The organism is Enterococcus hailinensis (genome assembly GCF_045862035.1).
Taxonomy (GTDB): Bacteria; Bacillota; Bacilli; order Lactobacillales; family Enterococcaceae; genus Enterococcus_A; species Enterococcus_A hailinensis.
Genome location: NZ_BAAFRV010000010.1, coordinates 37364 through 62482, shown reverse-complemented (window position 1 = coordinate 62482; position 25119 = coordinate 37364). Strand labels below are relative to the sequence as shown.

The window sequence follows — 25119 nt, the reverse complement described above, 5'->3', positions numbered from 1 at the left end:
TTGAATCAATGAAGAATTATGAAGTGATTTATCAAACGATTGAACGCGGGATCTTAAAAGGGATCTATGAGCCAGATACTTTTTTACCTAGTGAAAATAAATTACGGCAAACTTACAATGTTTCAAGAGATACTATTCGTAAAGCACTATCACTTTTAATGGCTAATGGTTATATTCAAAAAATCCAAGGCAAGGGATCATTAGTATTAAGGCGGGAGCAATTACGATTTCCTGTTTCAGGTCTAACCAGCTATAAAGAATTACAAAATTCCTATGGTTATGAGAGCAGTACAGATGTGGTCAGCTTAAAAAAAATCATTATCGATGACCGACTCTCCAACCTCACTGGCTTTGAAGCAGGTGTAAGTTGTTGGCGCTTGATTCGTACACGAGCCATCGATCAAAAAAAAGTCATATTGGATAAAGATCTGTTATTGACTTCAGTCGTCCCAGAGTTAGATACCGAAATTGCGAAAGATTCTATTTATCGTTACTTTGAAAACCAATTGGGATTGACGATTGCTTTTGCTGAAAAAGAGATCATCATCGATGCTTTAACAGCTGAAGATCGTGAACTTCTTGATTTAAATCAACATGACATTAATATTGTATCGGTAAAAAGTCGTGTCTTTACCAATGATGCCCGCCAATTCCAATATACGGAAAGCCGTCATCAAGTTGATAAATTCCGCTTTTTCGATTTTGCTCGCCGCCATCCTTCTATGATGTAAAATGCACAAATTACAAAAAAAGACGTGAAAGAAAACTTTCGCGTCTTTTACTGATTAATTTTTAGTAGATCCTTTTTCGATGATACCATGTGGTAATTCAATCGTTTTTTGTTCTACATCTTCCTTGTTCATCATTTTTGTTAACAAACGCATTGATACTGCACCGATATCATATAAAGGTTGTGTTACCGTACTTACGCGAGGACGAGCCACTTCAGTTAATAATGAATCATTGCTTGTGATGATTTCGAAATCTTCAGGAACTTTGATTCCTTTATCAAGCAAACCATCTAATAAACCAATAGCTAATTCATCATCTGTTACGTAAGCAGCAGTAGCTCCGCTGTTTAAGACACGGTCTGTCAAAGCTAAACCTTCTTTAAAGTTATAAAGCGCTTCAAAAATCAAGCCTTCATTGTACTCTAAATTATTTTCAGCTAATGCTTGTTTGTATCCACCTAAACGTGCTTGTCCATTGATTGGATCGATCAATGCTCCGCTAATGAACGCAATTTTTTCATTGCCATGTTTTGCTAATAAATCAATGGATTCTTTGGTAGCTGCTGCATAATTAATGTTTACACTGCCTACTTGTTCGTCAGGATCAATTGAACCAGCTAAAACAATCGGTGTTTTTGAACGTGAAAATTCTGCACGGATTTCGTCTGTGATACGATGTCCCATGAAGATCACACCATCAACTTGTTTTGCTAATAAATTGTTCAAAACGTTTACTTCTTTTTGTGCTTCCCCGTCAGAGTTAGCCAAAATAATATTGTATTTGTACATTGTGGCGATATCATCGATTCCGCGAGCTAATGATGCAAAAAACATATTGCTGACATCAGGAATGATGACGCCGACAGTCGTTGTTTTCTTACTTGCTAAACCACGTGCAACAGCATTGGGACGATAGTCTAAACGTTCGATGACTTCTAAGACCTTTTTGCGAGTTGTTGGTTTTACATTTGGGTTGCCGTTAACCACACGAGAAACGGTTGCCATTGAAACATTTGCTTCACGAGCAACATCATATATCGTAATTGTTTGCTTTTCCATGGATATACTCCTTTTAATAATGTTTTCAGAAAATGTCATTTACATTTCTAAAAGATAATAGCACGTTGTTTCAGTGATTGCAACCGTTTTACACATTTTTCTCTAAAATAATGTAAACGTTTTACATGCGGCATTTTCCATTATTTTTTATTAGTGTTACAATGATTATGATACTAAAAGGAAGAAGGAAGTATGATGAACCAAGAAAAACTTAACGAATTACGAAATTGGATGCAAACGAACGGAGTTGATTTAGCATATATCTCGGATGCTAGCCATATCGGTTACTTCTCTGGCTTTGAAAGCAATCCAATGGAGCGTGTGTTAGCTTTATTTATTCCATTAGAAAAAGATCCTTTCTTATTTGCCCCTGGATTAGAAGTTGAAGATGCCAAAGCGAGTAGCTTCGAATACGATGTCGTTGGTTACCTAGATAGTCAAGATCCCTTTTCATTGATCGTCGATGAAATCAAACAACGTTATGGTGCACCAAAAAAAATGGCACTAGAAAAAAATCAACTGGTTTTAGACCGCTATGCTCGCTTAAGTGATGCCTTTACTAATACTGATTTTTCAGCCGATCTAACTCCATTGATCCAAGAACTGCAATTATATAAAACCGAAGCAGAATGCCAACGTTTGATTACCGCCGGATCAACAGCCGACTTAGCTTTTGAAATTGGGTTTAGACATGTTCGTCCCGGCGTTACAGAAGAAGAAATCGTGGCAGAGATCGAATACGAATTGAAAAAGAAAGGCATCAAAGAAATGTCGTTTCCAACTGAAGTATTGGCTGGCCCAAATGCCGCCAGTCCTCATGGAACACCTGGTAAAAATACGTGTAAAGAAAACGAATTGGTTTTATTCGATCTGGGAACGATCGTTGATGGCTATTGCAGCGATGCTACTCGTACAATTGCTTGCGGCAAACCAACAGATCATCAAAAAGACATCTACAACATTGTTTTAGAAGCTCAACTAAAAGCTCAAGCAGCAGTAAAACCTGGGATCACTTGCGGCGAATTAGACAAAATTGCTCGTGATGTCATTGCTGGTCATGGCTATGGCGAATACTTTAATCACCGTCTAGGACATGGGATTGGTACAACGATCCATGAATTCCCGCAAATTGTTGGCGGAAATGATCTTGTAGTGAAAGAAGGTATGTGCTTCTCGATTGAACCAGGAATCTATCTTCCTAACGATGTTGGTGTTCGAATTGAAGATTGTATCTATGTAACGAAAGATGGCTGTATTCCATTTACTAAAACAACGAAAGAATTACAAATTTTATAAAAAAAGTCGCTATTCTTAAAGAATAGCGGCTTTTTACTTTTGATTATTCAGGATTATTTTTTTCAACTTCGTCCTTTAATTCTTCTTTGATTTCAGATAAATCAGGCGTTTCTTTTTTTAAATCTTTTGCTTTCTCATCAACTTCTTCTGACGCTTTCGAAACTGTATCTTTTGCTTCTTCTTTTGTATTTTTTACATCGATCACAATATCATCTGAAGTATCTTCAACTACGTCTTGCACCTCTTTTGATGCTTTACGGAAACGATCAGACAAATCTGAACTTTGACGTTTCAAATCTGCTAGCGTGTCTGAAGTGATATCATCCATTTCATCCATTGAATCGTCGACCGTTCCTTTAACGTTAGCAGCTAACCCGCTCGCTTGATCACTTAGATCTGATGCGCGGTCTTTTACGATCGAACTCATTTCACTTGTCTTATTCACAAAATCATCGGTATAATCCGAAGCCATATCTAAAAAGTCATCTGTTTTTTTCGCTAAATCTTCACGCATCTGTTTACCAGATTTGGGCGTTAGTAAAACTGCTATTGCTGCTGCAGCTGCGCCTCCAATGAGTGCACCTGCTAAAAATCCTCCACGTTTCGCCATACTTATCCCTCCGTTTTTGTTGTAGCTTTACGATGTTTGAAAAACTTCATGGTTGTTGTTCCGACTTTACCCGCTGCACTGACCTTGGCTGCATTTTTTCCAACACCGCCAACTTTCACTGCTAAGTTTCGACTTGAATTATTCAATGCAGAAACACTTTCGCTCAAGTCAGCAACTGCTGTAAATAATGGATCGATCGTTTCGACCTTTCCATTTATATCATTTAATAAATGATTGCCTTTAACTAATAAGCCTTCTACTTGCTGCATCAGTAAATCAACGTCTTTTGTTAGAACATCGATTGTCGTATTTGCTTCGGTCACTGTTATTTCAGCTTTTTCCACTGTTTTTGATACTTGGAGCAACACACGGACTAAAAAAATAACTAAAACTACAAAAGCGAGTGCTGCAATAATTGCTGCAATGCCCCCTAAACTCATTCAATCGCCTTCTCTCTTCTTCTGTTATCTTAAATTATACCATTCACACGTAATTTAATGAAAGAGAAAGAGCTAAAACCAAAAGAGAAAAAAGTATCTCAGTTATACCACCTGAGATACTCCTTTCAAATTTTTAGTCAAACCTGTGTAGATAATCTCTAAATCACTGATTAAGTCTATTTCGGCTAAACAATAATCATCAAAATTTTCAGTGTGTCCACGGAAATAATTTGTCACTACTCGCTCAACTTGTTTGATCCCTTTTTCATCAAGTTCAAAATCAAAAAATATCCGTTTGAATGCCGATGTTAAAAATTCGGAAATTGTTTCTTGATATAACAATTGATAGTCTGATTGATAAAATACTGTATAAAAAGCTCGATGACTTTTAGCATAGTTAGCCCACGTTTTTCCTAGCTCAATAAACGCATGAAGTTGCGAGCGACCCATCAAAGAATCTACTAATTGTTCCCGAAATTGATTCATTGCCTGGCAGACGACTGTACTTCGAAGTTCTGTCACACTTCCCGTATGTGTATACAAAGATGGTGATTTCACTTGTAAACGATCAGCGATCTTATTTAATCGTAGTCCTTCAATACCGGATTCAGCTACTAAGTCCATTGCACATTCAATCACTGTTTCTTTATTCAATCGATATGTTTTCATCGTTCCTCCTATTCTATTATCCTTCTTTAAAATATTAAATAACAAATAAAACAATAATTTCTAGTTTTTATCAGTATAACAATCAGACAATTTTTGCATTCACCTGTCTTTTTAAATAACTAACAATATAAAAAAGCACAGAATTTAATTCTGTGCTTTCGGTTTATTTTTTTGGTTTAGCTTCGTTACTTAATTCTTTACCCAGTGCAATGATATAATCTTTTAATTTTACTTTGATTTCAGGATGCGTTAAACCATATTCGATGCTGGTTGTCATAAATCCAAATTTATCGCCGACATCATAACGTTTGCCGTTGAACTCATGGGCAAAAACTCGCTGTGTGCGATTCAATGCATCGATGGCATCCGTTAATTGGACTTCTCCACCTGCACCTGGTTTTTGTTTTTCTAAGACTTCGAAAATCTCAGGGGTCAATAAGTAGCGACCAATGATTGCTAAATTACTTGGTGCTTCCTCTGCTCGTGGCTTTTCAACGAAGTTTTTAACATTGAATAAGCCTTTCGATACTTCTTCGCCTGGATTTATGATGCCATATTTGGATGTATCTTCTTCTGGAACACGCATCACAGCAATGGTTGATGCATGTGTTTTTTCAAAGTCATTCATCAATTGTTTCGTCAATGGCACGCGGTCTTCCATCAAATCATCACCCAGCATGACGACAAAAGGTTCGTTTCCTACAAACGCGCGAGCTTGCAGTACCGCATCGCCTAACCCTTTAGGATGTGATTGACGAATGAAATGCAGATTGACATTGGTTGTCTCTTCAACCAATTTTAAAAGATCTGTTTTACCTTTTTCTTTCAAATTCATTTCTAGTTCGACATTTGAATCAAAATGATCCTCGATTGGACGTTTTGCTTTTCCAGTCACGATCAAGATATCTTCGATTCCAGAATTCAATGCTTCTTCAACAATAAATTGAATCGTTGGTTTATCAACAATTGGTAACATTTCTTTTGCCATCGCTTTTGTTGCTGGTAAGAATCTTGTACCCAGACCAGCTGCTGGAATAACTGCTTTTTTCACTCGCATATCTACTACCCCACTCTTTCTATTAAAATTCATTTTCAAATGTTCCTTCACGCATCATCAGTTCACGACACGCTTCTCGAACGTCTTTATCATTGTAAAGTACATCGTAGATTGTTTCAGTGATCGGCATACTTACATCTAGGCGATCTGCCAATTCTTTCGCCGCTTTTGTTGTTGAAACACCTTCTACGATCATCCCCATATTTTCTAATACTTCATCTAATTTATGGCCTTTGCCTAATAAATTACCAGCGCGCCAGTTTCGTGAATGAACAGATGTACAAGTTACGATCAAATCACCTACACCACTTAAGCCGATAAACGTTAATGGGTTGGCACCCATTGCAACACCTAAACGGCTGATTTCTGCCAAACCACGGGTCATAATGGCTGCTTTAGCATCATCGCCGTAAGAAAGACCATGTAATGCACCTGCACCTAAAGCAATAATATTTTTTAATGCCGCACCAGTTTCTACCCCGATCACATCCGGATTGGTATAAATCCGAAAATAATCATTCATGAATAATTTTTGAACATACTCTGCTAATTTTTTATCTCCACAAGCAGCAGTGATCGTTGTAATATCATGAACTGCTACTTCTTCCGCATGGCTTGGTCCAGAAAGAACAACTACACCTTTGCGATGTTCTTCAGCAATTTCTTCGGTTAAAACTTCAGAAATACGTTTGTGAGAACCTTGTTCTAATCCTTTACTAGCATGGATGATCACTGGTTGATTTTCTGCCACACGAGAAAACTCTTGTGCAACTGAACGAATCGCTTTTGTTGGAACAACAAATAGTACCGCATCAACATCTTTCACAGCAGCTTTTAGTTCTGTTTCACCTTTAATCGTGGCTGGAATTTTTAAATCTGGCAGATAATGACGATTTGTATGATACGTGTTGATTTCATTGATTTGCGCTACGTTATTTCCCCAGAGTCTTACTTCATGACCATTTTCAGCAAGAACTTGCGCTAACGCGGTTCCCCAAGATCCTGGTCCTAAAACTGCAACTTTTTGTTTCACAGAGACTTCCTCCTAGTTTCTATTAAGGGATGTGTCCATTAAAAATGAGACGAGCATAATGATTCCCTGTGTTGATTTTCTTTTCTAATATCATAGCATAAATAACATTATATTTGTCTTAAATTAAAGCCTGATTAGTTCCTTTATCCCGCTCATAAGGCTTGATATTCACTAACCTTTTGCGGCGATAGACCAATAAGATGATGGCGCCTACAAAAAGAATCAATGATAACATTTGCGACACACGGATACCGCCAAATAAATAGAGGCTATCTGTCCGCATTCCTTCAATAAAGAAACGACCGAAACTATACCACGTGACATAGGTCAAAAAGATTTCGCCGCGTTTCAAGGACATTTTTTTTCGTAATACAATAATGACGATGAATCCCAATAAACTCCACAGTGATTCATATAAGAATGTCGGTTGGCGATAAGCACCATCGATATACATATTATTGATGATAAATTGTGGCAAATGAAGACTTTCTAAAAATTGGCGAGTAGTAGCCCCACCATGAGCTTCATGATTCATAAAATTTCCCCAACGGCCGATTGCCTGAGCGATAATCACGCTAGGAGCTACAACATCAAGAAAGAGCCATGGATCAATAAAATGATGGCGAGTATAAATGATCAGCACAATAATTGCGGCGATCAAACCGCCATAAATCGCTAAGCCGCCACTTCGAATATTGAATATTTGAATCGGATCAGCAAGGTACGGGCCTAGATCAAATAAAATATAATATAGGCGGGCACCAATGATCGCGATCGGTAATCCCCATAAAATAAAATTCGTCATATCGTCTTCTTTTAATCCGACTCTGACTGCTTCACGGCTTGCTAGCCACAATGCTAAGGCAATACCTGAAACAATAATGATCGCGTACCAATAGATTTGAAGACCAAACAATTCAAATGCTACGCGATTTACTTGCCCAGCCATTTTACTGCCCTGAGTTTTCTTCGATTAATTGGGTCAAACGGTTTTCAAAGGTCTTAGTTGCGTCATATCCCATCGTACGTGCTCGGAAATTCATTGCAGCTACTTCAATAATGATCGCCACATTTCGCCCAGTTTTTACTGGAATTTTAACTTGTGGGACTTTGACTTCAGCAATTTCCACTTCCGTATTTCCACTACCTAGACGGTCATACTTTTTATCTTTCGACCAATTTTCTAAGTACACGACTAGTTGGACCGGCATTGATCCGCGAACGGCACTCGCACCGAATAAGTTCATAACATCGATGATTCCGATTCCTCGAATCTCGATCAGATGTTGTAAAATCCTTGGTGGTTCACCCACAAGCGTCAATTCATCTTGTTGATAAACGTCCACTCGATCATCGGCAATCAGACGATGGCCTCGTTTCACTAATTCTAAAGCTGTTTCACTTTTCCCGATGCCGCTATCCCCTTGGATCAAAACTCCTAAGCCATAAACATCGACCAACACACCGTGGACACTTGTCCGTGGTGCCAAGCCGCCATTTAAGAAACTTGAGATTTCACCGAGTAGACGCGATGTTGAAATCGGTGAACTTAAGACTGGAATATTTCTTTCACTCGCTGCTTGGATCATTTCTTTAGGTGGTGTCAATCCACGAGAAATGATAAAGGCAGGTGTATCATCACTACACATCCGACGCAATACCATTAATCGTTCTTCAGGAATCATTCGCTCGGCAAATGTGATTTCTTTATTTCCAAAAAGTTGTAAACGATCGTGGGAATAATAATTGAAATAACCAGTCAATTCTAGTCCGGGACGTGAGATATCACCCGTGGTGATCACTCGTTCCAAGCTTTCTTCATCACCAGTTACTACTTCCAACGAAAGTTTTTCAACAAGTTCTTTTACTTTTACTGTTTCAGCCATATTATCCCTCTTTTCTACACTACCGCTCTATTTTATCATTTTATCAAGAGAGTGACTAGGTGGATGGCATCATCTGAGACAATAAAAAAAGCGCTCTATAAATTGGACGCCGGCAATCACTAAAATAAAAAACGGACAGACTTAATGTCCATCCGTATATTTATCCATATTATGTTCAGAGACGATTCCATTGATGATCGCCATAACGATCGAAACTAAGATCGAGACACCAAAACTTGAGAAACCAAAACGATAATTTCCTAATAAGTGGGAAGTCAATTGCAACATACCAGCGCTGATCACAAAGCTGAACAATCCAAACGTTAAAATATTCAACGGTAGCGAAAGCAATGTTAAAATTGGCTTGACTAGCGTATTTAGTAAGGATAGAACAAAGCTTGCGGCAATAGCTATTGTTAAACTCTCTACAAAAACTTGTTGTGGAAAGAGTACGGACAGTGATATAAAAATCAATGTATTAGCTATTAAGCGCTGTAGGTAAGTCATTAAAAGTCGCTCCAGTCATCATCGTCGATTTTCTCCGCTTTCTTGCGTTGAGTAGACGATTTTTTTTCAAACTTATTGTAATTATTGTTCCCATAATAGGGATTATTGTGTCCATAAGAATCACTTTTTCTTGAGCCTGCTGGAATCAAAAGTGCCAACAAGATATATAAGATGACCGGTGCGCCGATCAAACCAAAACTCAAGAAAACATAAATCACTCGCACGATAGTAGGATCAATTCCGAAGAATTCAGCGATACCAGCTAGAGTCCCAGTTAATACCACATTTGATCGTGACTTTTGTAATCTTTTTTGCATATGAATCTTCCTTCCTTATTATTTCTTATTTATCGAAATCTTTCAAGAATATACTACCTGTTGTTGTTGAGAGATCCAACTTAGCCATTTCATCAGCTACTCGACGAAATTGCAATAAACGATTGGTTTTTTCCTTTTTCTCACGTACAACTTCGTAATCTGATAAGCGATCATTGATGCTGCCTAGACTTGTCTTGGCTACACCTTCTAATCCGATTTCTTTATTCACAGATACTTTTACATTTCCATTGACCGAACTTGCTTTGATTTTTTGCACGTTCGAATGTCCTGCTGTTACTTTGATATCGCCATTAACCAATGAGATCCCATAATTTTGAATAGCAGCTTTTGTTGAGATCGTTCCATTTACGGTTTCAATGATCGAGTCTAAAATCTCACCTTTATCAATCTCGATATTTCCATTCACACCTTGGATTTCTACCATCGTTGCATTGACTTTTTCAAAATCGATATGGCCATTCGTTGATTTAGCATATACATCTTTAGCATCTAATTCTTCAACGATCAAATCACCATTCAATAACTTAACTGCTACGTGATCATAAGTGCGTTTTGGTAAATAGAAAACTAGATCTGCTTGGACACGTTTATTAGGGATTTGGAATGAAATATGTTCATCGTTCACTTCGATCTGACTACGTTCCATCAATGATTGTAAAGGACTTGCTTCACTCATTTTACCATAAAGTTTTACTTTGGCATCGACTTTGATAGCTTCATCGTCCCAAGATTTCAAAGTTACTTTTCCGTTTGCTAACTTGATATCCAACAATGTTGGTTCGACATCCGTATATAAAAATTGATGTTCAAACTTAGACGTAACTAAACCGGGAACTTTTAGATTGAAATCTTTCCAGTCAACATTTTCTTCGACAGTCTCAGAAACAGTCTTGAATGTTTTTTTCATCAAACGACCTAATTGAATTCCAGCTTCGCCCAATTTTTCACTCATTTGATTGAATGTTTCACTAGCTTGATCTTTTAAGTCATCTGGAATATCAAAACGGGCACGAGCTCGTTCCTTGCGAGTATTACTTTGGTTGTCTTGAACATTTTTCAATTGTTCTTCTTGATCATCCGCATTTGCTTTTAATTCAGCGATTTGTGCTTTTAATTCATTCACTTCTTCAGCTACGCTTTTGCGGATACTTTCATCTTCTTCAGATAAGGTATCAAGTTCTTCTTTAGTATCTAATTCCATCAATACTTCTTCTTTTTCATGAAGTGCTGCTTGTAATTCTTTCTTTTGTTGATTGATTTCATCAAGATGAGCAGACAATTGATTAGCTTCTGTTGCTAAATCATCAAAGTAAGCTTCTAAATCTTCCAAGTCCTGTTCGTCAGAACGAGAAGCTGATTGCTGGTCTTCTTCTGTTTCATTGCTCGTTTGGTCACGGTGATAAGAATCCACTTTATCTGCGGCTTGTTTGATCTGCGCTTCATCCTTTGCCTTGGCCATACTTTCTAATAAATCTAAACCTTCTTCAGTTGATAAGATTCCTTTTTTAACTAATTCTAAAATTCGTTGTCTTTCATTCATAGAAATTGCCTCCTTCAAAAAGCAAATACATTACTGTTGTTTACATTACATATTATGCCTTCTTTTTAGTTGTTTGTCATAGGACTAAAGACCCATCTTTTTATCCGACTTCCTAAATAGCTAAATAAGTATAAAAAAAAGATAGGAAATTTCCCTATCTTTTTAAACTTAAAAATTCTCGTTATGATTACTGTTTAATTCAGTGATTTTTCCTGTTGCTAGATAAACGATCCATTCACAGATATTGGTCACATAGTCTCCTACACGCTCTAAATAACCTGCTACATGTAGATAATCAGTCCCACTGATGATCGTATCCGATTCTTTTTCCATCGTATTTGTAGTCATGTCATAGATTTTTTGGAAATAATCGTTCACTCGTTCGTCCATTTGGGCGATCATTCGAGCATCTTTTTGATCAGTTTTAACATAAGCGACTAAAACATTATCGACCATTTTCTTCACATAGTTAGACATCTCGTTGATTTCTTTTTCAACTTCTAAAATACGTGGCAAACCTTTTAACCGAATCGTTGATTTAGCGACTGAAACTGCATGATCTCCCATACGTTCCAAATCAGAGCTGGCTTTCATGATTGTAATGATCGTTCGTAAATCCGTCGTTACGGGTTGTTGTAATGCAATCATCTCAAAGCTTTTTTTCTCTAATTTAACTTCCATATTGTTGATTTCAATATCGTGATCGATGACCTCTTGTGCTAATTTCTTATCGTGATCGATATATGAACGAACAGATTTATGCACAGCGCTAGAAACCATCATACCCATTTCGTAGAACTGATTGTGAAGATTCAATAAATCTTCTTCAAATTGTGTACGTAACATCGTTGCCCTCCTTCAGTATATTGTTAAACGAATTATTTTCACCTGTCTAAGGTTCTAGCTAAAAATAAATACTAGCCAAATTTGCCTGAAATATAATCTTCTGTTTCTTGTTTTGCCGGGTCTAAGAAAATTTTCTTCGTTTTATCGAACTCAATCAACTCGCCTTGTAAAAAGAAAGCCGTACGATCAGAAATACGAGAAGCTTGCGACATATTATGTGTTACAATGATGATCGTATAATTTTCTTTCAATTCTAGTAACATGTTTTCGATTTTACCAGTTGAAACAGGATCCAACGCACTCGTTGGCTCATCCATTAAAATCACTTCTGGATTGACGGCTAGTACCCGTGCGATACACACCCGTTGTTGTTGTCCGCCAGATAATGATAATGCACTTTCATGTAATTTATCCTTCACATCATTCCACACAGAAGCGGCTTTCAGACTCTCTTCGACTACTTGATCCAATTTATTTTTGTCTTTTTCGCCTTTTAATTTTAACCCATAGATAACATTCTCGTAAATAGAAAATGGAAATGGATTGGGTTGTTGAAAAACCATCCCAATTTCTTTGCGTAGTTCTACTGTATCTGTTTTGGGGCTATAGATATCTTTTCCCTTATACATCACGCTGCCAGTGATGGTCACACCAGGAATCAAATCATTCATTCGATTCAAGGAACGTAAGTAAGTAGACTTACCACAACCGGAAGGTCCGATCATTGCAGTGATTTCACCTTTTTCGATTTCCATATCGATGCCTTTTAACGCTTCTTTTTTACCATAGTATAAATGAAGGTCTTTTGAAGTAATAATCTTCGACATTCAATTTCCTCCGTCTCTTAACCAAAATGTCCTGATACATAATCTTCTGTCGCTTGAATCTTAGGTCGAGTGAAGATTTTTGCTGTTTCATCATACTCGATTACATTTCCTAAATAGAAAAAGGCGGTGTAATCACTGATCCGTGCTGCTTGTTGCATGTTATGAGTCACGATGATGATCGTATAGTCTTCTTTTAATTTGATCAATGTTTCTTCCACTGTCCCAGTAGAAATCGGATCTAAGGCACTTGCAGGCTCATCTAATAATAAAATATCTGGTTTCATGGCTATCGCACGAGCGATGCATAAACGTTGTTGTTGTCCACCAGAAAGCGCCAAAGCACTTTTATCTAAATTATCTTTTACTTGATCCCATAAAGCGGCTTGCTTCAAACTTGTTTCTACGATTTCATCTAATTGTTTTTTATCTTTTAATCCATGCTGCTTCAAAGCAAACGTAATATTTTCACGAATCGATTTACTAAATGGATTTGGCCGTTGGAAAACCATTCCGATACGTTTACGCATTTCATAAACATCAACGTTTGATGCATTGACATCGACATCTTTATAGACAATTTTTCCGGTCACACTTGCGCTAGCAATACCATCGTTCATTCGATTTAACGAACGTAAATACGTCGATTTCCCACAGCCTGAAGGACCGATCAAGGCAGTGATTTTATTTTTTTCAAATTCTAGATCAACACCTTTGATGGCTTCGTTGCTGCCATAATACACGTGTAAATCTTCTGTGTGCAACGCAATTTCACCAGGCATTCTAATGATGTTGCGTTCCTCCCAATTATATTCTTTCATCGAATTTCTCCTTGCTCAGAGTAATCATTTTATTCTTTGATTTTCAAATAGCTCATTAGCTACCGTGAATTTTACTATATCTTACTTTCAGCCAATAATTTTTCAACGTGAATTATTTGAAAAATCAAGCAGATGTCATTCTTCTGTGGAGACGTTTGCCGATAGCACGTGCGCCGAAGTTAAAGAGTAAGACTGCTAAAATCAAGACAGCAGAAGCACCTGCAGAGACGGCATTTCCATCTGGCATCGTTCCTTCTGTATTGATTTTCCAAATATGAACTGCTAATGTTTCCGCCTGACGGAAAATACTCAACGGACTTGAAACACTTAAAGGATTTAAGTTAGTAAAATCTAAAGCTGGTGCACTTTGTCCAGCTGTATAGATCAAGGCAGCAGCTTCACCAAAGATACGCCCTGAGCTTAAAATGACACCCGTCAAAATTCCCGGTAACGCGTCAGGTACAACAATTTTGGTAACTGTTTCCCAACGTGAAAGTCCTAAAGCTAAACCAGCTTCCCGCTGTGTATAATGAATCGCTTTTAACGATTCTTCAATATTTCTAGTTAAAAGCGGCAAATTAAAGAGTGTCAGTGCTAATGCCCCTGAAAGAATCGAGAAACCATAACCAAACTGGATAACAAAAATCAAGAAACCGAACAAACCAACTACTACTGATGGCAATGAACTTAAGATTTCGATCGACGTACGGATTAAACCAGTGACCCAATTTTTCTTGGCATATTCCGATAAGTAAATCCCCGCACCTAGTGAAATCGGTAGACTGATCAGCATCGTAATAAACAATAGATAAATCGAATTGAATAATTGAATCCCGATTCCGCCGCCTTCTTGATATGCTTTAGACGTTGATGTCAAAAACTTCCATGAAACATGGGGCAATCCGCGAATCAAAATATACAATAATAGGAAAGCTAAAATCGCTACGATCAAACCAGAGACAGCATATAGGACAGCCGTAGCGATTTTGTCTGCGCGTTTTGCTTTATCCATGTGTTATCTCCCCTTTCTTTCCGATGTAGCGAATCACGATATTGAATACTAAAGACATAAATAATAAGATCAAAGCCAATGACCATAAAACATTATTTTCAACTGTTCCCATGATCGTATTCCCGATACCCATCGTTAAAATCGACGTCAATGTCGATGCTGGTGTGGTTAAGCCCGTCGGCATCAACGCAGCATTTCCGATCACCATTTGAATCGCTAATGCTTCACCAAAAGCCCGAGCCATCCCAAAGACGACTGCTGTCAAAATTCCCGGTACAGCCGCTCGCAATACTACTTTGTAAATCGTTTGCCAGCGCGTCCCCCCTAATGCGAGAGAAGCTTCACGATAATGACGCGGTACTGACTTTAATGTATCGACAGTCATCGTCGTAACTGTGGGTAAAATCATAACAAATAATACGAATGTTCCTGATAAAATACCAAATCCTGTTCCGCCAAAGACTGAACGAATAAAAGGCACGATGACAGACAAACCGATAAAGCCGTAGACGACTGAAGGAATCCCAACAAGCAATTCAATAACTGGTTGTAAGAATTTTTGCCCTTTAGTGGGCGAGATCTCTGTCATAAAGACTGCTGCTCCAATCGCAAACGGTGTAGCTACGATCGCTGATAAAAAAGTCACCATAAATGAGCCTAAAATCATCGGCAACGCACCGACCATAGGTTTTCCATCTGGTCCGGTTGCACTTGGATTCCAAACTGTACCAAATAAAAAGTCGAATACATTGATTTTATCTACAAAAAAGGTCGATAACCCTTTACTAGCTACAAAATAGAAAATCGCTCCTACCACAAGTACGATCAGTGCGATACAAATAAAACTGATAAAACGGCCACGTTGTTCGATTCGGGCGCGCTTTGATTTTGTTGTCAGTGCTTTTTTTACATCTTCATTATTCAAGGCCTAATCCTCCTGATTCTTTCAAACTTGTCTACTCGGTTTTTACAAACCAACAAAACCATTTTACCTGTTGAAAATCAATTTCTCTTTAACCTACTGTAACGCTTCCATGACAATTGTAAAGAAAGTGTAAACCACAGAGAAGGCTCTCTGCAACTGAACTGCTTACTCGGGAAAAATAAGCAGAAATATATATCTATCAATTATTGAAAAAAAATAAAAAGCACAGAAAAAAATCTGTGCTTTTTATTCGTTTATTTCATTTCCTTGCCAATCGCGTTCAACTTTCATATCTGAGATCGGAATATATCCTAATTGAGGGACTACTTTTCCTTGGACTTCTGTTGAAAGCATGTAATCAAGAAAATCTTTGACTAATTCAGTCGGTTGACCTTTTGTATACATATGTTCATATGCCCAAATCTTCCATTTGTTAGTCGTAACATTTTCATCCGTAGGTTCAATATTATCAATACTTAATGTTTGAACGTCTTTTGTAACATAAGAGAACGCTGTATAACTGATTGCTCCTGGCGTATCAGAAACAATTTGGCGAACCATCCCACTAGAATCTTGTTCTTGTGCACGGACGGCTGTTTTACCATCTAAAACCCATTGTTCAAAAGTTGAACGCGTTCCACTACCAGTCGCACGATTCAAAATAACGATGTCTTGATCTTTACCACCAAGCTCTTTCCAATTTTTGATTTCACCTAAAAAAACTTTGCGTAGGTCGTCTAAGGAAATATTAGTAATGCCTACACCTTTGTTAACAATTGGAGTAATTCCAACTACGGCTACTTTATGATCGACTAGTTTGTTAGCATCGATCCCATTTTTTTCCTCAGCAAATAAATCTGAATTACCAATATCTACCGCACCAGACTGTACTTGACTCAAACCAGTCCCGCTTCCGCCCCCTTGAACATTAATAAAACGGCCAGGGTTTTTGTTTTGATATTCTTCTGCTACCGTTTCAACTAAAGGTTGCAATGCCGAAGAACCTACTGCTGTGATTGATTCGCCTCGATCGATCCATTTTGAACAACCAGACAAAAGTAAAAGTATTCCAAACAGGGGAATTAACCATTTCTTCATGAGAAATCTCCTTAATTATAGTTATCTTTTTAAACAAGCTAGTCTATTTTATCCTATCAAACCATGAAAGCGCAAATAATTTTTATAAGAGCGGCGAAACCAAACGGGCAATTCCCTCTTTAAACTTGATAACAAGGCCTCGCTGATCATATTTTTCTTGAGTCAATATTTCTGATTTGAGAGAATCACCATAGAAATCTGTCCGTAGTTCGGTGGCAAAGACTTCATCGTAAATCAGCGTATTGACTTCAAAATCAAGTTTAAAAGAGCGGACATCGATATTTGCCGAGCCAACAGATGCGATTCCAGAATCAATGATCATCGTTTTAGCGTGAATAAAACCATTTTCATACGTTTCTATAATAGCTCCATACTCCAGTAATTCTGCTGAAAATGAATACGTCGCCCAATAAACCAGCGGGTGATCCGGTTTGTTCGGAATCTGTATCCGGACATCTACGCCAGACAATAAAGCTAATTTTAACGCTTCATGAATCGAAGCGTCAGGAATGTAGTAAGGCGTTTGAATCAAAATTTCTTTTTTAGCTAAATTGATCATTTTTAAATAGGTCAATTTGATTTGTTCGTGTTCGCTATCTGGCCCACTGCTAACGATCTGTAAGGCTAATTTACCATCTGAAGAGAAATCAGGAAAATAATCGGATTGAAAAGCTATATCATTCTTTTGTTGAGAATTCCAATCCATCAAAAAACGATTTTGTAATGTATAAACGGCATGCCCTCTGATTCGCAGATGGTTGTCCCGCCAATAGCCAAATTTTTCGACCAATCCTAAATATTCATCTCCGACATTAAAGCCACCAGTGTAGCCGATCTCACCGTCGATAACTACGATTTTCCGATGATTACGATAATTCATTCGTGGATTTATGTAAGGTAAAAATAGCGGAAAGAAGAATTCTACTTCGCCACCAACTGCCGTCAATGGTGCAAAAAAGTGTCGATTGGCTTGTGTGGAACCCCATGCATCCAAAAGCAGACGGACCTTTACTCCGCGCTTCGCTGCTGCAATCAATGCATCACGTACTTCATGACCTAAATTATCCGCTCGATAAATATAATATTCCATATGAATATGGTACTGTGCTTCACGAATATCGGTTAATAATGCATCAAATTTTTCACGCCCATCAGAATATAATTTTACTTCATTATTGGTCGTGTATAGTGAACTTTCAAACATCGTCAACATATAAATCAGTTGACGGGGATCGACCTGATTGGTCGGTGGTTTTGGGAAAAGTCTTCGTGCGAGTGCGCGTTGCTGCCGTTGGACCTCTACGTTCATCCCGATTTTTGTTTGCATCTTCAAATCAAAAATTCGTTCTTTAGAGATCCCGCGTCCTAAAAAGATGTACAGGATAAAACCTACTACTGGGATAAACGTCAAAACTAATAGCCAGGCCCATGTATTGACCGTGTCTTTTCGTTCTCGAAAGACAATAATAACTGATAAAAATGTATTGATAATGACAAAAACTAACCCTAAGTGTTCTGCCAAAAACGACATACCTTACAACTCCTTCAACTAAAGAATAGCTGAGAAAAAGTCGATTGTAAACAAGCGACTTCTGCTTTATTTTTGTAAGCGCATATCCACATGAGGAATATCATCTTCTAAATAGACATCTGAAGTAGTTAGAAAACCAAATGCCCCATAAAATTTGGTTAAATGAGCTTGCGCCGAGATAATGATTGGACGTTTTGGATATCGACGTTCGATCTCAGCCAGTGTCTCAGAAACAATTTTTTTGCCTAGTTGTTTTCCGCGAAACTCTTTCAAAACTAAAACACGTCCAAAATGAATGGCCTCTGGTTCTGCCAATATGCGTGCATAAGCAGCTAGTTTTCCTTTTTCTTCTAAGCAAACATGAATCGCTTCACGATCAGCTTCATCGACTTCTTGATAAGGACATTCTTGTTCGACTACAAAAACAGCCGTCCGCGCTTGAAAAATCGTGATTAATTCTTGTGGGGTCAATTCATTCGTTGATTTGATCATTTTTTACTTCACACCTTTTCAAAATTATTCTTATGATTCATTGTAGCTTATTACTACCTTAATGTCCGCTCGTAAATTTGATTCCGATAATTCCAATGATTAATAAAATGACAAAAAAGAGCGTTACTACCGATAATCGGTCTTTAAATAATAAGACACCAATCAAAATTGAACCCACTGCTCCAATACCTGTCCAAACCGGATAGGCCAAACTCATCGGTAACGAATGCAATGCTTTTGCTAAGAAATAAAAACTAGCGATCATTCCGACTACTGTCAGAAGGGAATAATTTAATTTACTGAAGCCTTCACTCAATTTCATTGTCGTTGCCCAAAACATTTCAAAAAATCCTGCTGCAATCAAAGATACCCATGCCATAATTCATTCTCCTTTTCGCCAAAGAACAAAAAAAGGGAGACCAATTTCTTCAAAGACCTACGAAATTGGCTCCCTTGCTCGGTAGCGTTTATATTTATTTGATTATTATCCTAATGCTTTTGATTAAAAAAGACAAGTATAAGCACTAAAAAAACTTCTTCGAAAAAATCCGAAGAAGTTTTTTATTATATTTTTAAGAAACGACGCATTGAAATAACTGAGCCTAATGAACCAATCAAATAGCCGCCGACTGCCATAACAATATCTAAGATCCAAACAACTTGATTTGGACGCAATAAAGCTAAATTAGATTGCAATAGATACGGTGCTGCAAGACCATAAACTTGTTGGTACCCATAGGTTAAGATCAGAATTGGAACGATTGAGCCGATCAAACCGATCCAACCACCTTCTAGGAAGAATGGCCAACGAATATAACCATTTTTCGCTCCCACAAGTCGCATGATTTGGATTTCTGTTTTTCTTGAAAGGATCGTGATTCGAATCGTATTTGAAATCAAGAAGATAGCGACGAATACTAACAAAGCAGCCGCAGCTAAGCCCCAAGTACGAACGAATTTAGCCATTTGAATGATGCGGTCGGCAGAATTACCGCCATAATTCGCTCGAAAAACATTGGTCATTTGACTAGCTTCATTAGTGATTGAACGAATGTATTGAGCATCTGTAGATTCAACGACGTACACATCGTAAAGCGGGTTGCTGTCCCCTTCAAATAAATCCCAGGCATCGCCCATTTGTTCTTGTAATTTTTTCAATTGATCTGCTTTACTTGAAAAAGTTACTTTGTCCACATGGTTGATATCTTGTAATTCTGTTTTTAGTGTTTTTAATTCTTTTTCCTTTGTACCAATATCAACAAAAACAGTCACTTCAACATTGCCTTCAACATCTTGGGCTAATTTTGTTGCATTCATGATCACTGCTAAGAAGATCCCAGCGAGTGTCAATGTGATTGTTACCGCACTGACAGAAGCCAACGTCATCCAGCCATTACGTTTCACACTCTTGATACTTTCCAACAAGTGCCGGAAGAAATTTCTAATCATCAAACTCGTATTCTCCTTCCGCTTCATCTCGTACGATCAACCCATTTTCAATCGCGATCAAGCGATGACGCATCGTATCAACGATCGTTTTATTATGAGTGGCCATTACGACAGTTGTTCCTTGGTTGTTGATGCGTTCTAACAAATGCATGATTTCCCAAGAAGTTTCCGGATCCAAGTTACCTGTAGGTTCATCTGCGATTAGAACTTTTGGTGTATTTACGATGGCACGAGCAATCGATACACGTTGTTGTTCCCCACCAGATAATTCACTTGGAAAGACACGAACTTTATGTTTCAGACCAACAAGGTCCAAAACTTCCATGACTCGTTTTTTGATTTCACGTGGTTTACGCCCGATTACTTGCATCGCATAAGCAATGTTTTCATAAACGGTTTTTCGTGGTAATAATTTGAAATCTTGGAATACAACACCGACGTCACGGCGTAAATAAGGAACATCTTTATTTTTGATTTTCAACAAATCATGACGTGCAACTTCAAGCTTTTGACCAGAAGTCGCTTTTTCTTCGCGATACATTAACTTAATGAAAGTAGATTTACCACTTCCAGAGGGACCAACAACATAGACAAATTCGCCTTGGCTTATGTGGACAGAAATCCCACGAACCGCAGTTGTCTTGTTAGGATATTTTTTTGTTACATCCTGCATTTCAATCATGCTTTATCTCTCCAAATCCTTTAAATTCTTTGTTATTATAGCACGTCAACATTGCAACTGGCTTTCACAACTTTACAATTTGATTTCAATTTAGTTTAGGCTTGCTGACCCAAACGCCATTTTAAGTACGCATCGATAAACGGATCCAAATCTCCATCCATTACAGCTTGGACGTTCCCCGTCTCATAATCCGTCCGATGATCTTTTACCATTGAATATGGGTGGAAAACATAGGAACGAATTTGCGAACCCCAGCCAATTTCTTTTTGCTCACCACGAAGAGCGGCAGCCTCTTGCTCTTTTTTCTCGATTTCTAATTGATATAGTTTTGCTTTCAACATCTGCATTGCTGTTTCCCGGTTATGAAATTGCGAACGCTGTGCTTGACTTGCGACAACGGTTCCTGTCGGTAAATGAGTGATCCTTACAGCAGAAGAAGTCTTGTTGATATGCTGTCCACCAGCACCACTTGCCCGATAAACATCGACTTTTAAATCATCTGGATTTACGTCCACCTCGATCGTATCGTCTAATTCCGGCATAACATCAACGGAACAAAATGACGTATGACGACGGCTCGCTGAATCAAAAGGAGAAATTCGGACTAAACGATGAACACCTTTTTCAGATTTTAAATAGCCATAAGCATTAAGTCCTTTGATCATCAAGGTCACGCTTTTGATTCCCGCTTCGTCACCAGATTGATAATCAAGTGTCTCAACCGAAAAACCATGTTGCTCTGACCAACGTGTATACATTCGTAACAGCATCGAGCCCCAGTCTTGTGATTCCGTTCCGCCTGCACCTGGATGCAATTCGATGATTGCATTATTTTTGTCATATGGTCCGTCTAATAATAAAGACAATTCAAAAGCGGAAACTTTTTCTTGTAGCTTCTTCAAGCGTTCTTCGAGTTCAACTTGCAATTCTTCATCAAAATCTTCCTGCTGCATTTCCCACATTACATTTAATTCTTCGGTCTCATTAGCAATAGCTTGAAATTGATCATAAGTGTCTTTCGCTACATTATTTTGGTTGATCAAAGCTTGGGCTTTTTCAGTGTCGTCCCAAAAATCAGGCGCACTCATTTGATTTTCAGCTTCTGCGATATCTTCTTCTAGCTGTTCAAGGTCAAAGAGACCCCCTGAAACTAGTGACTTGCTCTTGCATCTTATCTAATAAATTTCGTATTTCTGCATTTTCCAAATTTATTCCTTCTTTCTACCGACTGATCACTCATTCGGATAACTCAACATTACTTTATTAACTGATTTTATCTGCTAAACTTTCGACTAATTGCCTTTTTTATTATACTATCCCAGAAAATTATTACTACTGATAGTCAGTAAACTGTTCCAAGTTTAAGAAATTATTGTAGTTTAATTCATCTCTCTGATAAATAATTGGCAAAAGACGAGACATAGCAACTATGTCCCGTCTTAAATAATCATCGATTGATTGGCCGATTACAAGCCTTTACCATGACAATTTTTATATTTTTTACCGCTTCCGCATGGACATGGATCATTACGTCCAACTTTTTCTACATGAACCGGTTTTGATTTTGTTTCAGTCAAATTTTTGGGATCGCCATCTGTTTCGACTGGATGTTCTTCTTGTGTTTGAGCAACTTGTTCTCTTTGAACATTTTGGCGGATCTCAGCCTTCATAAAGAGACGTGTTACTTCAAATTCGATGCTACCAACCATATCTTCAAACATCTTGTAACCTTCTGTTTGATATTCAACTAATGGATTGTTTTGTCCATATGCACGCAAACCAACCGATTGACGTAATTGATCCATCGCATCGATGTGATCCGTCCACTTCATATCTACCACACGTAAGATAACAACTTTTTCAAATTCCAATAATTGTTCTGGACTTTGTAATTGGGCCACTTTTGCATCGAATACTTCTTTCGCACGGTCATACAAGTATTCTTTCATTTCTGCTGGTGTCTTACCTTCAAAATCAGCTTTAGAAATACTTTCTTCATGAACTAATGTTGAACCGGCAAAATCAACCAAGGCATCTAAATTCCAATTATCTTTATCTAACTGAGTATGACTATCGACCACACGTGAAATCGTACGACGAACCATATTCAATAGTTGCGGTGATAAATCTTTTTCACCCATGATGACATCTTGACGTTGTTTATAGATGACCTCGCGTTGTTCACGCATTACATCATCATATTGCAAGACATTTTTACGCGTATCGTAGTTATTACCTTCTACTCGTTTTTGGGCAGACTCTACTTGACGACTCAACATCTTACTTTGGATCACTGCATCTTCATCTTCCACTTTCATTCGGTCTAAGAAAGCTTTGATCCGTTCTGAACCAAAACGTTTCATCAAATCATCTTCCAATGATAGATAGAATTGAGAAACTCCTGGATCGCCTTGACGACCGGCACGTCCACGTAACTGATTATCGATCCGGCGCGATTCGTGACGTTCAGTACCAATAACAGCTAATCCGCCAACTTCGACAACTCCAAGACCTAATTTGATATCCGTTCCTCGACCAGCCATGTTGGTAGCGATCGTAACCGCGCCTTTTTGACCGGCGTTCATAATGATCTCTGCTTCTTTGAAGTGATTTTTTGCATTTAAGACTTCATGCGGCACTTTTTCTTGATTCAATAAGTTTGAAAGCAATTCTGAAGTTTCTACCGCAACCGTACCAACTAAGATTGGTTGACCTTTACGATGACGTTCTTTGATATCTTGAACTACCGCTTTAAATTTACTTTCTAGAGTTGGATACAATAGATCCGCATGATCTTCACGCAAGATCGGACGGTTCGTTGGGATTTGAACAACTTCAATATTATAGATTTCGCGGAATTCTTCTTCTTCAGTTTTCGCTGTACCAGTCATCCCAGATAATTTTTTATACATCCGGAAATAGTTTTGGAATGTAATAGTAGCCATTGTTTTTGATTCGTCTTCGATTTCGACGCCTTCTTTGGCTTCGATCGCTTGGTGCAGTCCATCCGAATATCGACGGCCATCCATGATACGTCCCGTAAATTGGTCAACAATCAAGACTTTACCTTCTTGAACAACGTAATCAAAGTCACGAATCATAATAAAGTTCGCACGTAAGGCTTGATCCAAATGATGTGTCAACGCTGTATTTTCTAAATCATATAGATTCTCTAAACCAAAATTTTCTTCAGCTTTTTCAATCCCTTGCTCTGTCAAACCAATCGTTTTTGATTGGATATCGATTTTGAAATCATCTTCCTCTTTCAAACGTTTTACAAAATTATCTGTTCTGGTGTATAGCGCTGTTGATTTTTCAGCTGCACCAGAAATAATCAATGGTGTCCGAGCTTCATCGATCAGAATCGAATCCACTTCATCGACGATGGCATAGTTCAATGGTCGTTGAACCATTTGGCTTTGATAAACTACCATGTTATCACGTAAGTAATCAAATCCTAATTCATTGTTCGTGCTATAAGTGATGTCGCAATTATAAGCTTCACGTTTTTCATCCGCTGTTTTAGAGTTGATATTCAAACCTACGCTCAAGCCTAAGAAATTATACAGTTCGCCCATTTCGGTTGAGTCACGTGTAGATAAGTATTCATTCACTGTCACAACGTGGACACCTTCGCCTGATAAAGCATTTAAATAAACTGGCATCGTTGCTGTTAAGGTTTTACCTTCACCAGTTTTCATTTCAGGAATATTTCCATCATGCAAAACGATCCCGCCCATCAATTGTACATGGTATGGGTATAAACCTAAGACACGTCGTGCAGCTTCACGAACTACTGCGAACGCTTCAGGTAAAAGTTCATCTAATGTTTCTCCAGCTTTATAGCGCCCTCTGAACTCGTCAGTTTTCCCACGTAATTGTTCATCGGTTAGCTTTTCCATATCACCAGAGAATTCTTCGATTTTATCAGCAATACTGCTTAATCGTTTTAATTCTTTTTTATCATTCTCAATCATTCTTCTTAGAAAGTTCGCCATTCGTTTTTCTTACTCCTTTGTGTCAATTCATTTTCTATTTTATGATAGAAACCCGCTAGTCTATTTTATCATTAGTCTTTAAGAAAAGAAACTTTTGGTAGCGAATAAACTGCGACTTATAGAATGATTAAGTTTTTTATACTTTTCGCTAGCTTTAAAAGCTTTTCTATCATCTTTTTTATTTTCAAAAAAAGTAAATATTCTAAAACTTTATTCCAATTGAAAATAAAAAAAGAAAGTGAGCCAAAAGTAGCTTCTACCTTTGGCTTACTTCC

26 protein-coding genes are annotated in these 25119 nt (G+C 37.9%); 2 read left to right on the top strand and 24 right to left on the bottom strand.

Annotation, left to right across the window (positions count from 1 at the left end; all coding sequences use genetic code 11):
• The first annotated feature begins 8 nt into the window (after nt 1-8).
• The gene (gene treR / locus ACKTSC_RS08785; RefSeq protein WP_332581453.1) at nt 9-731 is read left to right on the top strand and encodes a trehalose operon repressor; all 723 of its coding nucleotides are present in this window, start codon (nt 9-11) and stop codon (nt 729-731) included.
• 54 nt (nt 732-785) lie between these two features.
• Here treR and ccpA read toward each other — a convergent pair whose 3' ends face one another.
• On the bottom strand, nt 786-1790 hold the full coding sequence (gene ccpA, locus ACKTSC_RS08780) for a catabolite control protein A (RefSeq protein ID WP_332581454.1): 1005 nt from the start codon (nt 1788-1790) through the stop codon (nt 786-788).
• 195 nt (nt 1791-1985) lie between these two features.
• Between ccpA and ACKTSC_RS08775 the strand changes: the two genes are divergently transcribed.
• A complete protein-coding gene (locus ACKTSC_RS08775; protein WP_332581466.1) occupies nt 1986-3086 on the top strand; it encodes a M24 family metallopeptidase in 1101 nt (366 codons plus the stop codon).
• Between the two features lie 43 nt (nt 3087-3129).
• Here the strand turns inward: ACKTSC_RS08775 and ACKTSC_RS08770 are convergent, their stop codons facing one another.
• The 23 genes from ACKTSC_RS08770 to secA all read right to left on the bottom strand — a co-directional run bounded on the left by ACKTSC_RS08770 (nt 3130) and on the right by secA (nt 24844).
• Entirely contained in the window at nt 3130-3696 is a 567-nt protein-coding gene (locus ACKTSC_RS08770; protein WP_407857381.1) for a YtxH domain-containing protein, read from the bottom strand.
• A gap of 2 nt (nt 3697-3698) precedes the next feature.
• Nucleotides 3699-4136 (bottom strand): DUF948 domain-containing protein, encoded by a 438-nt coding sequence (locus ACKTSC_RS08765; RefSeq protein ID WP_332581456.1) that lies wholly within the window; start codon nt 4134-4136, stop codon nt 3699-3701.
• A gap of 102 nt (nt 4137-4238) precedes the next feature.
• Nucleotides 4239-4805, bottom strand: coding sequence for a TetR/AcrR family transcriptional regulator (locus ACKTSC_RS08760; protein WP_332581457.1), 567 nt, complete (start codon nt 4803-4805; stop codon nt 4239-4241).
• A 163-nt stretch (nt 4806-4968) separates the two neighbouring features.
• Complete coding sequence (galU, locus tag ACKTSC_RS08755) at nt 4969-5862, bottom strand: UTP--glucose-1-phosphate uridylyltransferase GalU (RefSeq protein WP_332581467.1); 894 nt, start codon at nt 5860-5862, stop codon at nt 4969-4971.
• A 22-nt stretch (nt 5863-5884) separates the two neighbouring features.
• Nucleotides 5885-6895 (bottom strand): NAD(P)H-dependent glycerol-3-phosphate dehydrogenase, encoded by a 1011-nt coding sequence (locus ACKTSC_RS08750; RefSeq protein WP_332581458.1) that lies wholly within the window; start codon nt 6893-6895, stop codon nt 5885-5887.
• Nucleotides 6896-7013: 118 nt separating this feature from the next.
• Entirely contained in the window at nt 7014-7844 is an 831-nt protein-coding gene (gene lgt, locus ACKTSC_RS08745; protein ID WP_407855481.1) for a prolipoprotein diacylglyceryl transferase, read from the bottom strand.
• 1 nt (nt 7845) lies between these two features.
• A complete protein-coding gene (gene hprK, locus ACKTSC_RS08740) occupies nt 7846-8781 on the bottom strand; it encodes an HPr(Ser) kinase/phosphatase (protein ID WP_071857532.1) in 936 nt (311 codons plus the stop codon).
• A gap of 141 nt (nt 8782-8922) precedes the next feature.
• Nucleotides 8923-9288, bottom strand: a complete 366-nt coding sequence (locus ACKTSC_RS08735; protein WP_332581460.1) for a phage holin family protein — start codon at nt 9286-9288, stop codon at nt 8923-8925.
• The gene (locus ACKTSC_RS08730) at nt 9288-9605 is read right to left on the bottom strand and encodes a PspC domain-containing protein (protein ID WP_332581461.1); all 318 of its coding nucleotides are present in this window, start codon (nt 9603-9605) and stop codon (nt 9288-9290) included. The genes ACKTSC_RS08735 and ACKTSC_RS08730 overlap by 1 nt, the downstream gene beginning before the upstream one ends.
• 25 nt (nt 9606-9630) lie before the next feature.
• The gene (gene liaX / locus ACKTSC_RS08725; RefSeq protein WP_332581462.1) at nt 9631-11166 is read right to left on the bottom strand and encodes a daptomycin-sensing surface protein LiaX; all 1536 of its coding nucleotides are present in this window, start codon (nt 11164-11166) and stop codon (nt 9631-9633) included.
• A 168-nt stretch (nt 11167-11334) separates the two neighbouring features.
• Nucleotides 11335-12012 carry a phosphate signaling complex protein PhoU gene (gene phoU / locus ACKTSC_RS08720; protein ID WP_071857528.1) on the bottom strand — a complete coding sequence of 226 codons (678 nt, stop codon included), beginning with the start codon at nt 12010-12012 and terminating at the stop codon, nt 11335-11337.
• 71 nt (nt 12013-12083) lie between these two features.
• Nucleotides 12084-12839 carry a phosphate ABC transporter ATP-binding protein PstB gene (gene pstB, locus ACKTSC_RS08715; RefSeq protein ID WP_207109352.1) on the bottom strand — a complete coding sequence of 252 codons (756 nt, stop codon included), beginning with the start codon at nt 12837-12839 and terminating at the stop codon, nt 12084-12086.
• A 17-nt stretch (nt 12840-12856) separates the two neighbouring features.
• Entirely contained in the window at nt 12857-13657 is an 801-nt protein-coding gene (gene pstB / locus ACKTSC_RS08710) for a phosphate ABC transporter ATP-binding protein PstB (protein ID WP_407857380.1), read from the bottom strand.
• Between the two features lie 124 nt (nt 13658-13781).
• Entirely contained in the window at nt 13782-14669 is an 888-nt protein-coding gene (gene pstA / locus ACKTSC_RS08705; RefSeq protein ID WP_407855486.1) for a phosphate ABC transporter permease PstA, read from the bottom strand.
• Entirely contained in the window at nt 14662-15594 is a 933-nt protein-coding gene (pstC, locus tag ACKTSC_RS08700) for a phosphate ABC transporter permease subunit PstC (RefSeq protein WP_332581465.1), read from the bottom strand. The genes pstA and pstC overlap by 8 nt, the downstream gene beginning before the upstream one ends.
• Before the next feature lie 246 nt (nt 15595-15840).
• Nucleotides 15841-16692: a phosphate ABC transporter substrate-binding protein PstS gene (locus ACKTSC_RS08695; RefSeq protein WP_407857379.1), complete on the bottom strand. Its 852-nt coding sequence runs from the start codon at nt 16690-16692 to the stop codon at nt 15841-15843.
• Nucleotides 16693-16774: 82 nt separating this feature from the next.
• Nucleotides 16775-18223: a cardiolipin synthase gene (gene cls / locus ACKTSC_RS08690; RefSeq protein WP_407857378.1), complete on the bottom strand. Its 1449-nt coding sequence runs from the start codon at nt 18221-18223 to the stop codon at nt 16775-16777.
• 66 nt (nt 18224-18289) lie between these two features.
• Nucleotides 18290-18715 carry a GNAT family N-acetyltransferase gene (locus ACKTSC_RS08685; RefSeq protein ID WP_407857377.1) on the bottom strand — a complete coding sequence of 142 codons (426 nt, stop codon included), beginning with the start codon at nt 18713-18715 and terminating at the stop codon, nt 18290-18292.
• A 58-nt stretch (nt 18716-18773) separates the two neighbouring features.
• Nucleotides 18774-19094, bottom strand: coding sequence for a DMT family transporter (locus ACKTSC_RS08680; protein WP_407855491.1), 321 nt, complete (start codon nt 19092-19094; stop codon nt 18774-18776).
• 185 nt (nt 19095-19279) lie between these two features.
• Complete coding sequence (ftsX, locus tag ACKTSC_RS08675; protein WP_407857390.1) at nt 19280-20164, bottom strand: permease-like cell division protein FtsX; 885 nt, start codon at nt 20162-20164, stop codon at nt 19280-19282.
• Nucleotides 20157-20846 carry a cell division ATP-binding protein FtsE gene (gene ftsE, locus ACKTSC_RS08670; protein WP_332581480.1) on the bottom strand — a complete coding sequence of 230 codons (690 nt, stop codon included), beginning with the start codon at nt 20844-20846 and terminating at the stop codon, nt 20157-20159. The genes ftsX and ftsE overlap by 8 nt, the downstream gene beginning before the upstream one ends.
• 95 nt (nt 20847-20941) lie before the next feature.
• Nucleotides 20942-22052, bottom strand: a protein-coding gene (gene prfB / locus ACKTSC_RS08665) for a peptide chain release factor 2 (protein WP_407857376.1) whose coding sequence is annotated in 2 segments (ribosomal slippage) — nt 20942-21979 and nt 21981-22052 — 1110 coding nt in all. Because the reading frame shifts where the segments join, the coding sequence is not laid out codon by codon here.
• A 260-nt stretch (nt 22053-22312) separates the two neighbouring features.
• Nucleotides 22313-24844: a preprotein translocase subunit SecA gene (gene secA / locus ACKTSC_RS08660; protein ID WP_407857375.1), complete on the bottom strand. Its 2532-nt coding sequence runs from the start codon at nt 24842-24844 to the stop codon at nt 22313-22315.
• Nucleotides 24845-25119 lie beyond the last annotated feature (275 nt).

Bases quoted from the DNA above. Each gene is read 5' to 3' on its own strand.
- treR (WP_332581453.1), top strand. From the start codon at position 9: ATGAAGAATTATGAAGTGATTTATCAAACGATTGAACGCGGGATCTTA.
- ccpA (WP_332581454.1), bottom strand. From the start codon at position 1,790: ATGGAAAAGCAAACAATTACGATATATGATGTTGCTCGTGAAGCAAAT.
- ACKTSC_RS08775 (WP_332581466.1), top strand. From the start codon at position 1,986: ATGAACCAAGAAAAACTTAACGAATTACGAAATTGGATGCAAACGAAC.
- ACKTSC_RS08770 (WP_407857381.1), bottom strand. From the start codon at position 3,696: ATGGCGAAACGTGGAGGATTTTTAGCAGGTGCACTCATTGGAGGCGCA.
- ACKTSC_RS08765 (WP_332581456.1), bottom strand. From the start codon at position 4,136: ATGAGTTTAGGGGGCATTGCAGCAATTATTGCAGCACTCGCTTTTGTA.
- ACKTSC_RS08760 (WP_332581457.1), bottom strand. From the start codon at position 4,805: ATGAAAACATATCGATTGAATAAAGAAACAGTGATTGAATGTGCAATG.
- galU (WP_332581467.1), bottom strand. From the start codon at position 5,862: ATGCGAGTGAAAAAAGCAGTTATTCCAGCAGCTGGTCTGGGTACAAGA.
- lgt (WP_407855481.1), bottom strand. From the start codon at position 7,844: ATGGCTGGGCAAGTAAATCGCGTAGCATTTGAATTGTTTGGTCTTCAA.
- hprK (WP_071857532.1), bottom strand. From the start codon at position 8,781: ATGGCTGAAACAGTAAAAGTAAAAGAACTTGTTGAAAAACTTTCGTTG.
- ACKTSC_RS08735 (WP_332581460.1), bottom strand. From the start codon at position 9,288: ATGACTTACCTACAGCGCTTAATAGCTAATACATTGATTTTTATATCA.
- ACKTSC_RS08730 (WP_332581461.1), bottom strand. From the start codon at position 9,605: ATGCAAAAAAGATTACAAAAGTCACGATCAAATGTGGTATTAACTGGG.
- liaX (WP_332581462.1), bottom strand. From the start codon at position 11,166: ATGAATGAAAGACAACGAATTTTAGAATTAGTTAAAAAAGGAATCTTA.
- phoU (WP_071857528.1), bottom strand. From the start codon at position 12,012: ATGTTACGTACACAATTTGAAGAAGATTTATTGAATCTTCACAATCAG.
- pstB (WP_207109352.1), bottom strand. From the start codon at position 12,839: ATGTCGAAGATTATTACTTCAAAAGACCTTCATTTATACTATGGTAAA.
- pstB (WP_407857380.1), bottom strand. From the start codon at position 13,657: ATGAAAGAATATAATTGGGAGGAACGCAACATCATTAGAATGCCTGGT.
- pstA (WP_407855486.1), bottom strand. From the start codon at position 14,669: ATGGATAAAGCAAAACGCGCAGACAAAATCGCTACGGCTGTCCTATAT.
- ACKTSC_RS08695 (WP_407857379.1), bottom strand. From the start codon at position 16,692: ATGAAGAAATGGTTAATTCCCCTGTTTGGAATACTTTTACTTTTGTCT.
- cls (WP_407857378.1), bottom strand. From the start codon at position 18,223: ATGTCGTTTTTGGCAGAACACTTAGGGTTAGTTTTTGTCATTATCAAT.
- ACKTSC_RS08685 (WP_407857377.1), bottom strand. From the start codon at position 18,715: ATGATCAAATCAACGAATGAATTGACCCCACAAGAATTAATCACGATT.
- ACKTSC_RS08680 (WP_407855491.1), bottom strand. From the start codon at position 19,094: ATGGCATGGGTATCTTTGATTGCAGCAGGATTTTTTGAAATGTTTTGG.
- ftsX (WP_407857390.1), bottom strand. From the start codon at position 20,164: ATGATTAGAAATTTCTTCCGGCACTTGTTGGAAAGTATCAAGAGTGTG.
- ftsE (WP_332581480.1), bottom strand. From the start codon at position 20,846: ATGATTGAAATGCAGGATGTAACAAAAAAATATCCTAACAAGACAACT.
- secA (WP_407857375.1), bottom strand. From the start codon at position 24,844: ATGGCGAACTTTCTAAGAAGAATGATTGAGAATGATAAAAAAGAATTA.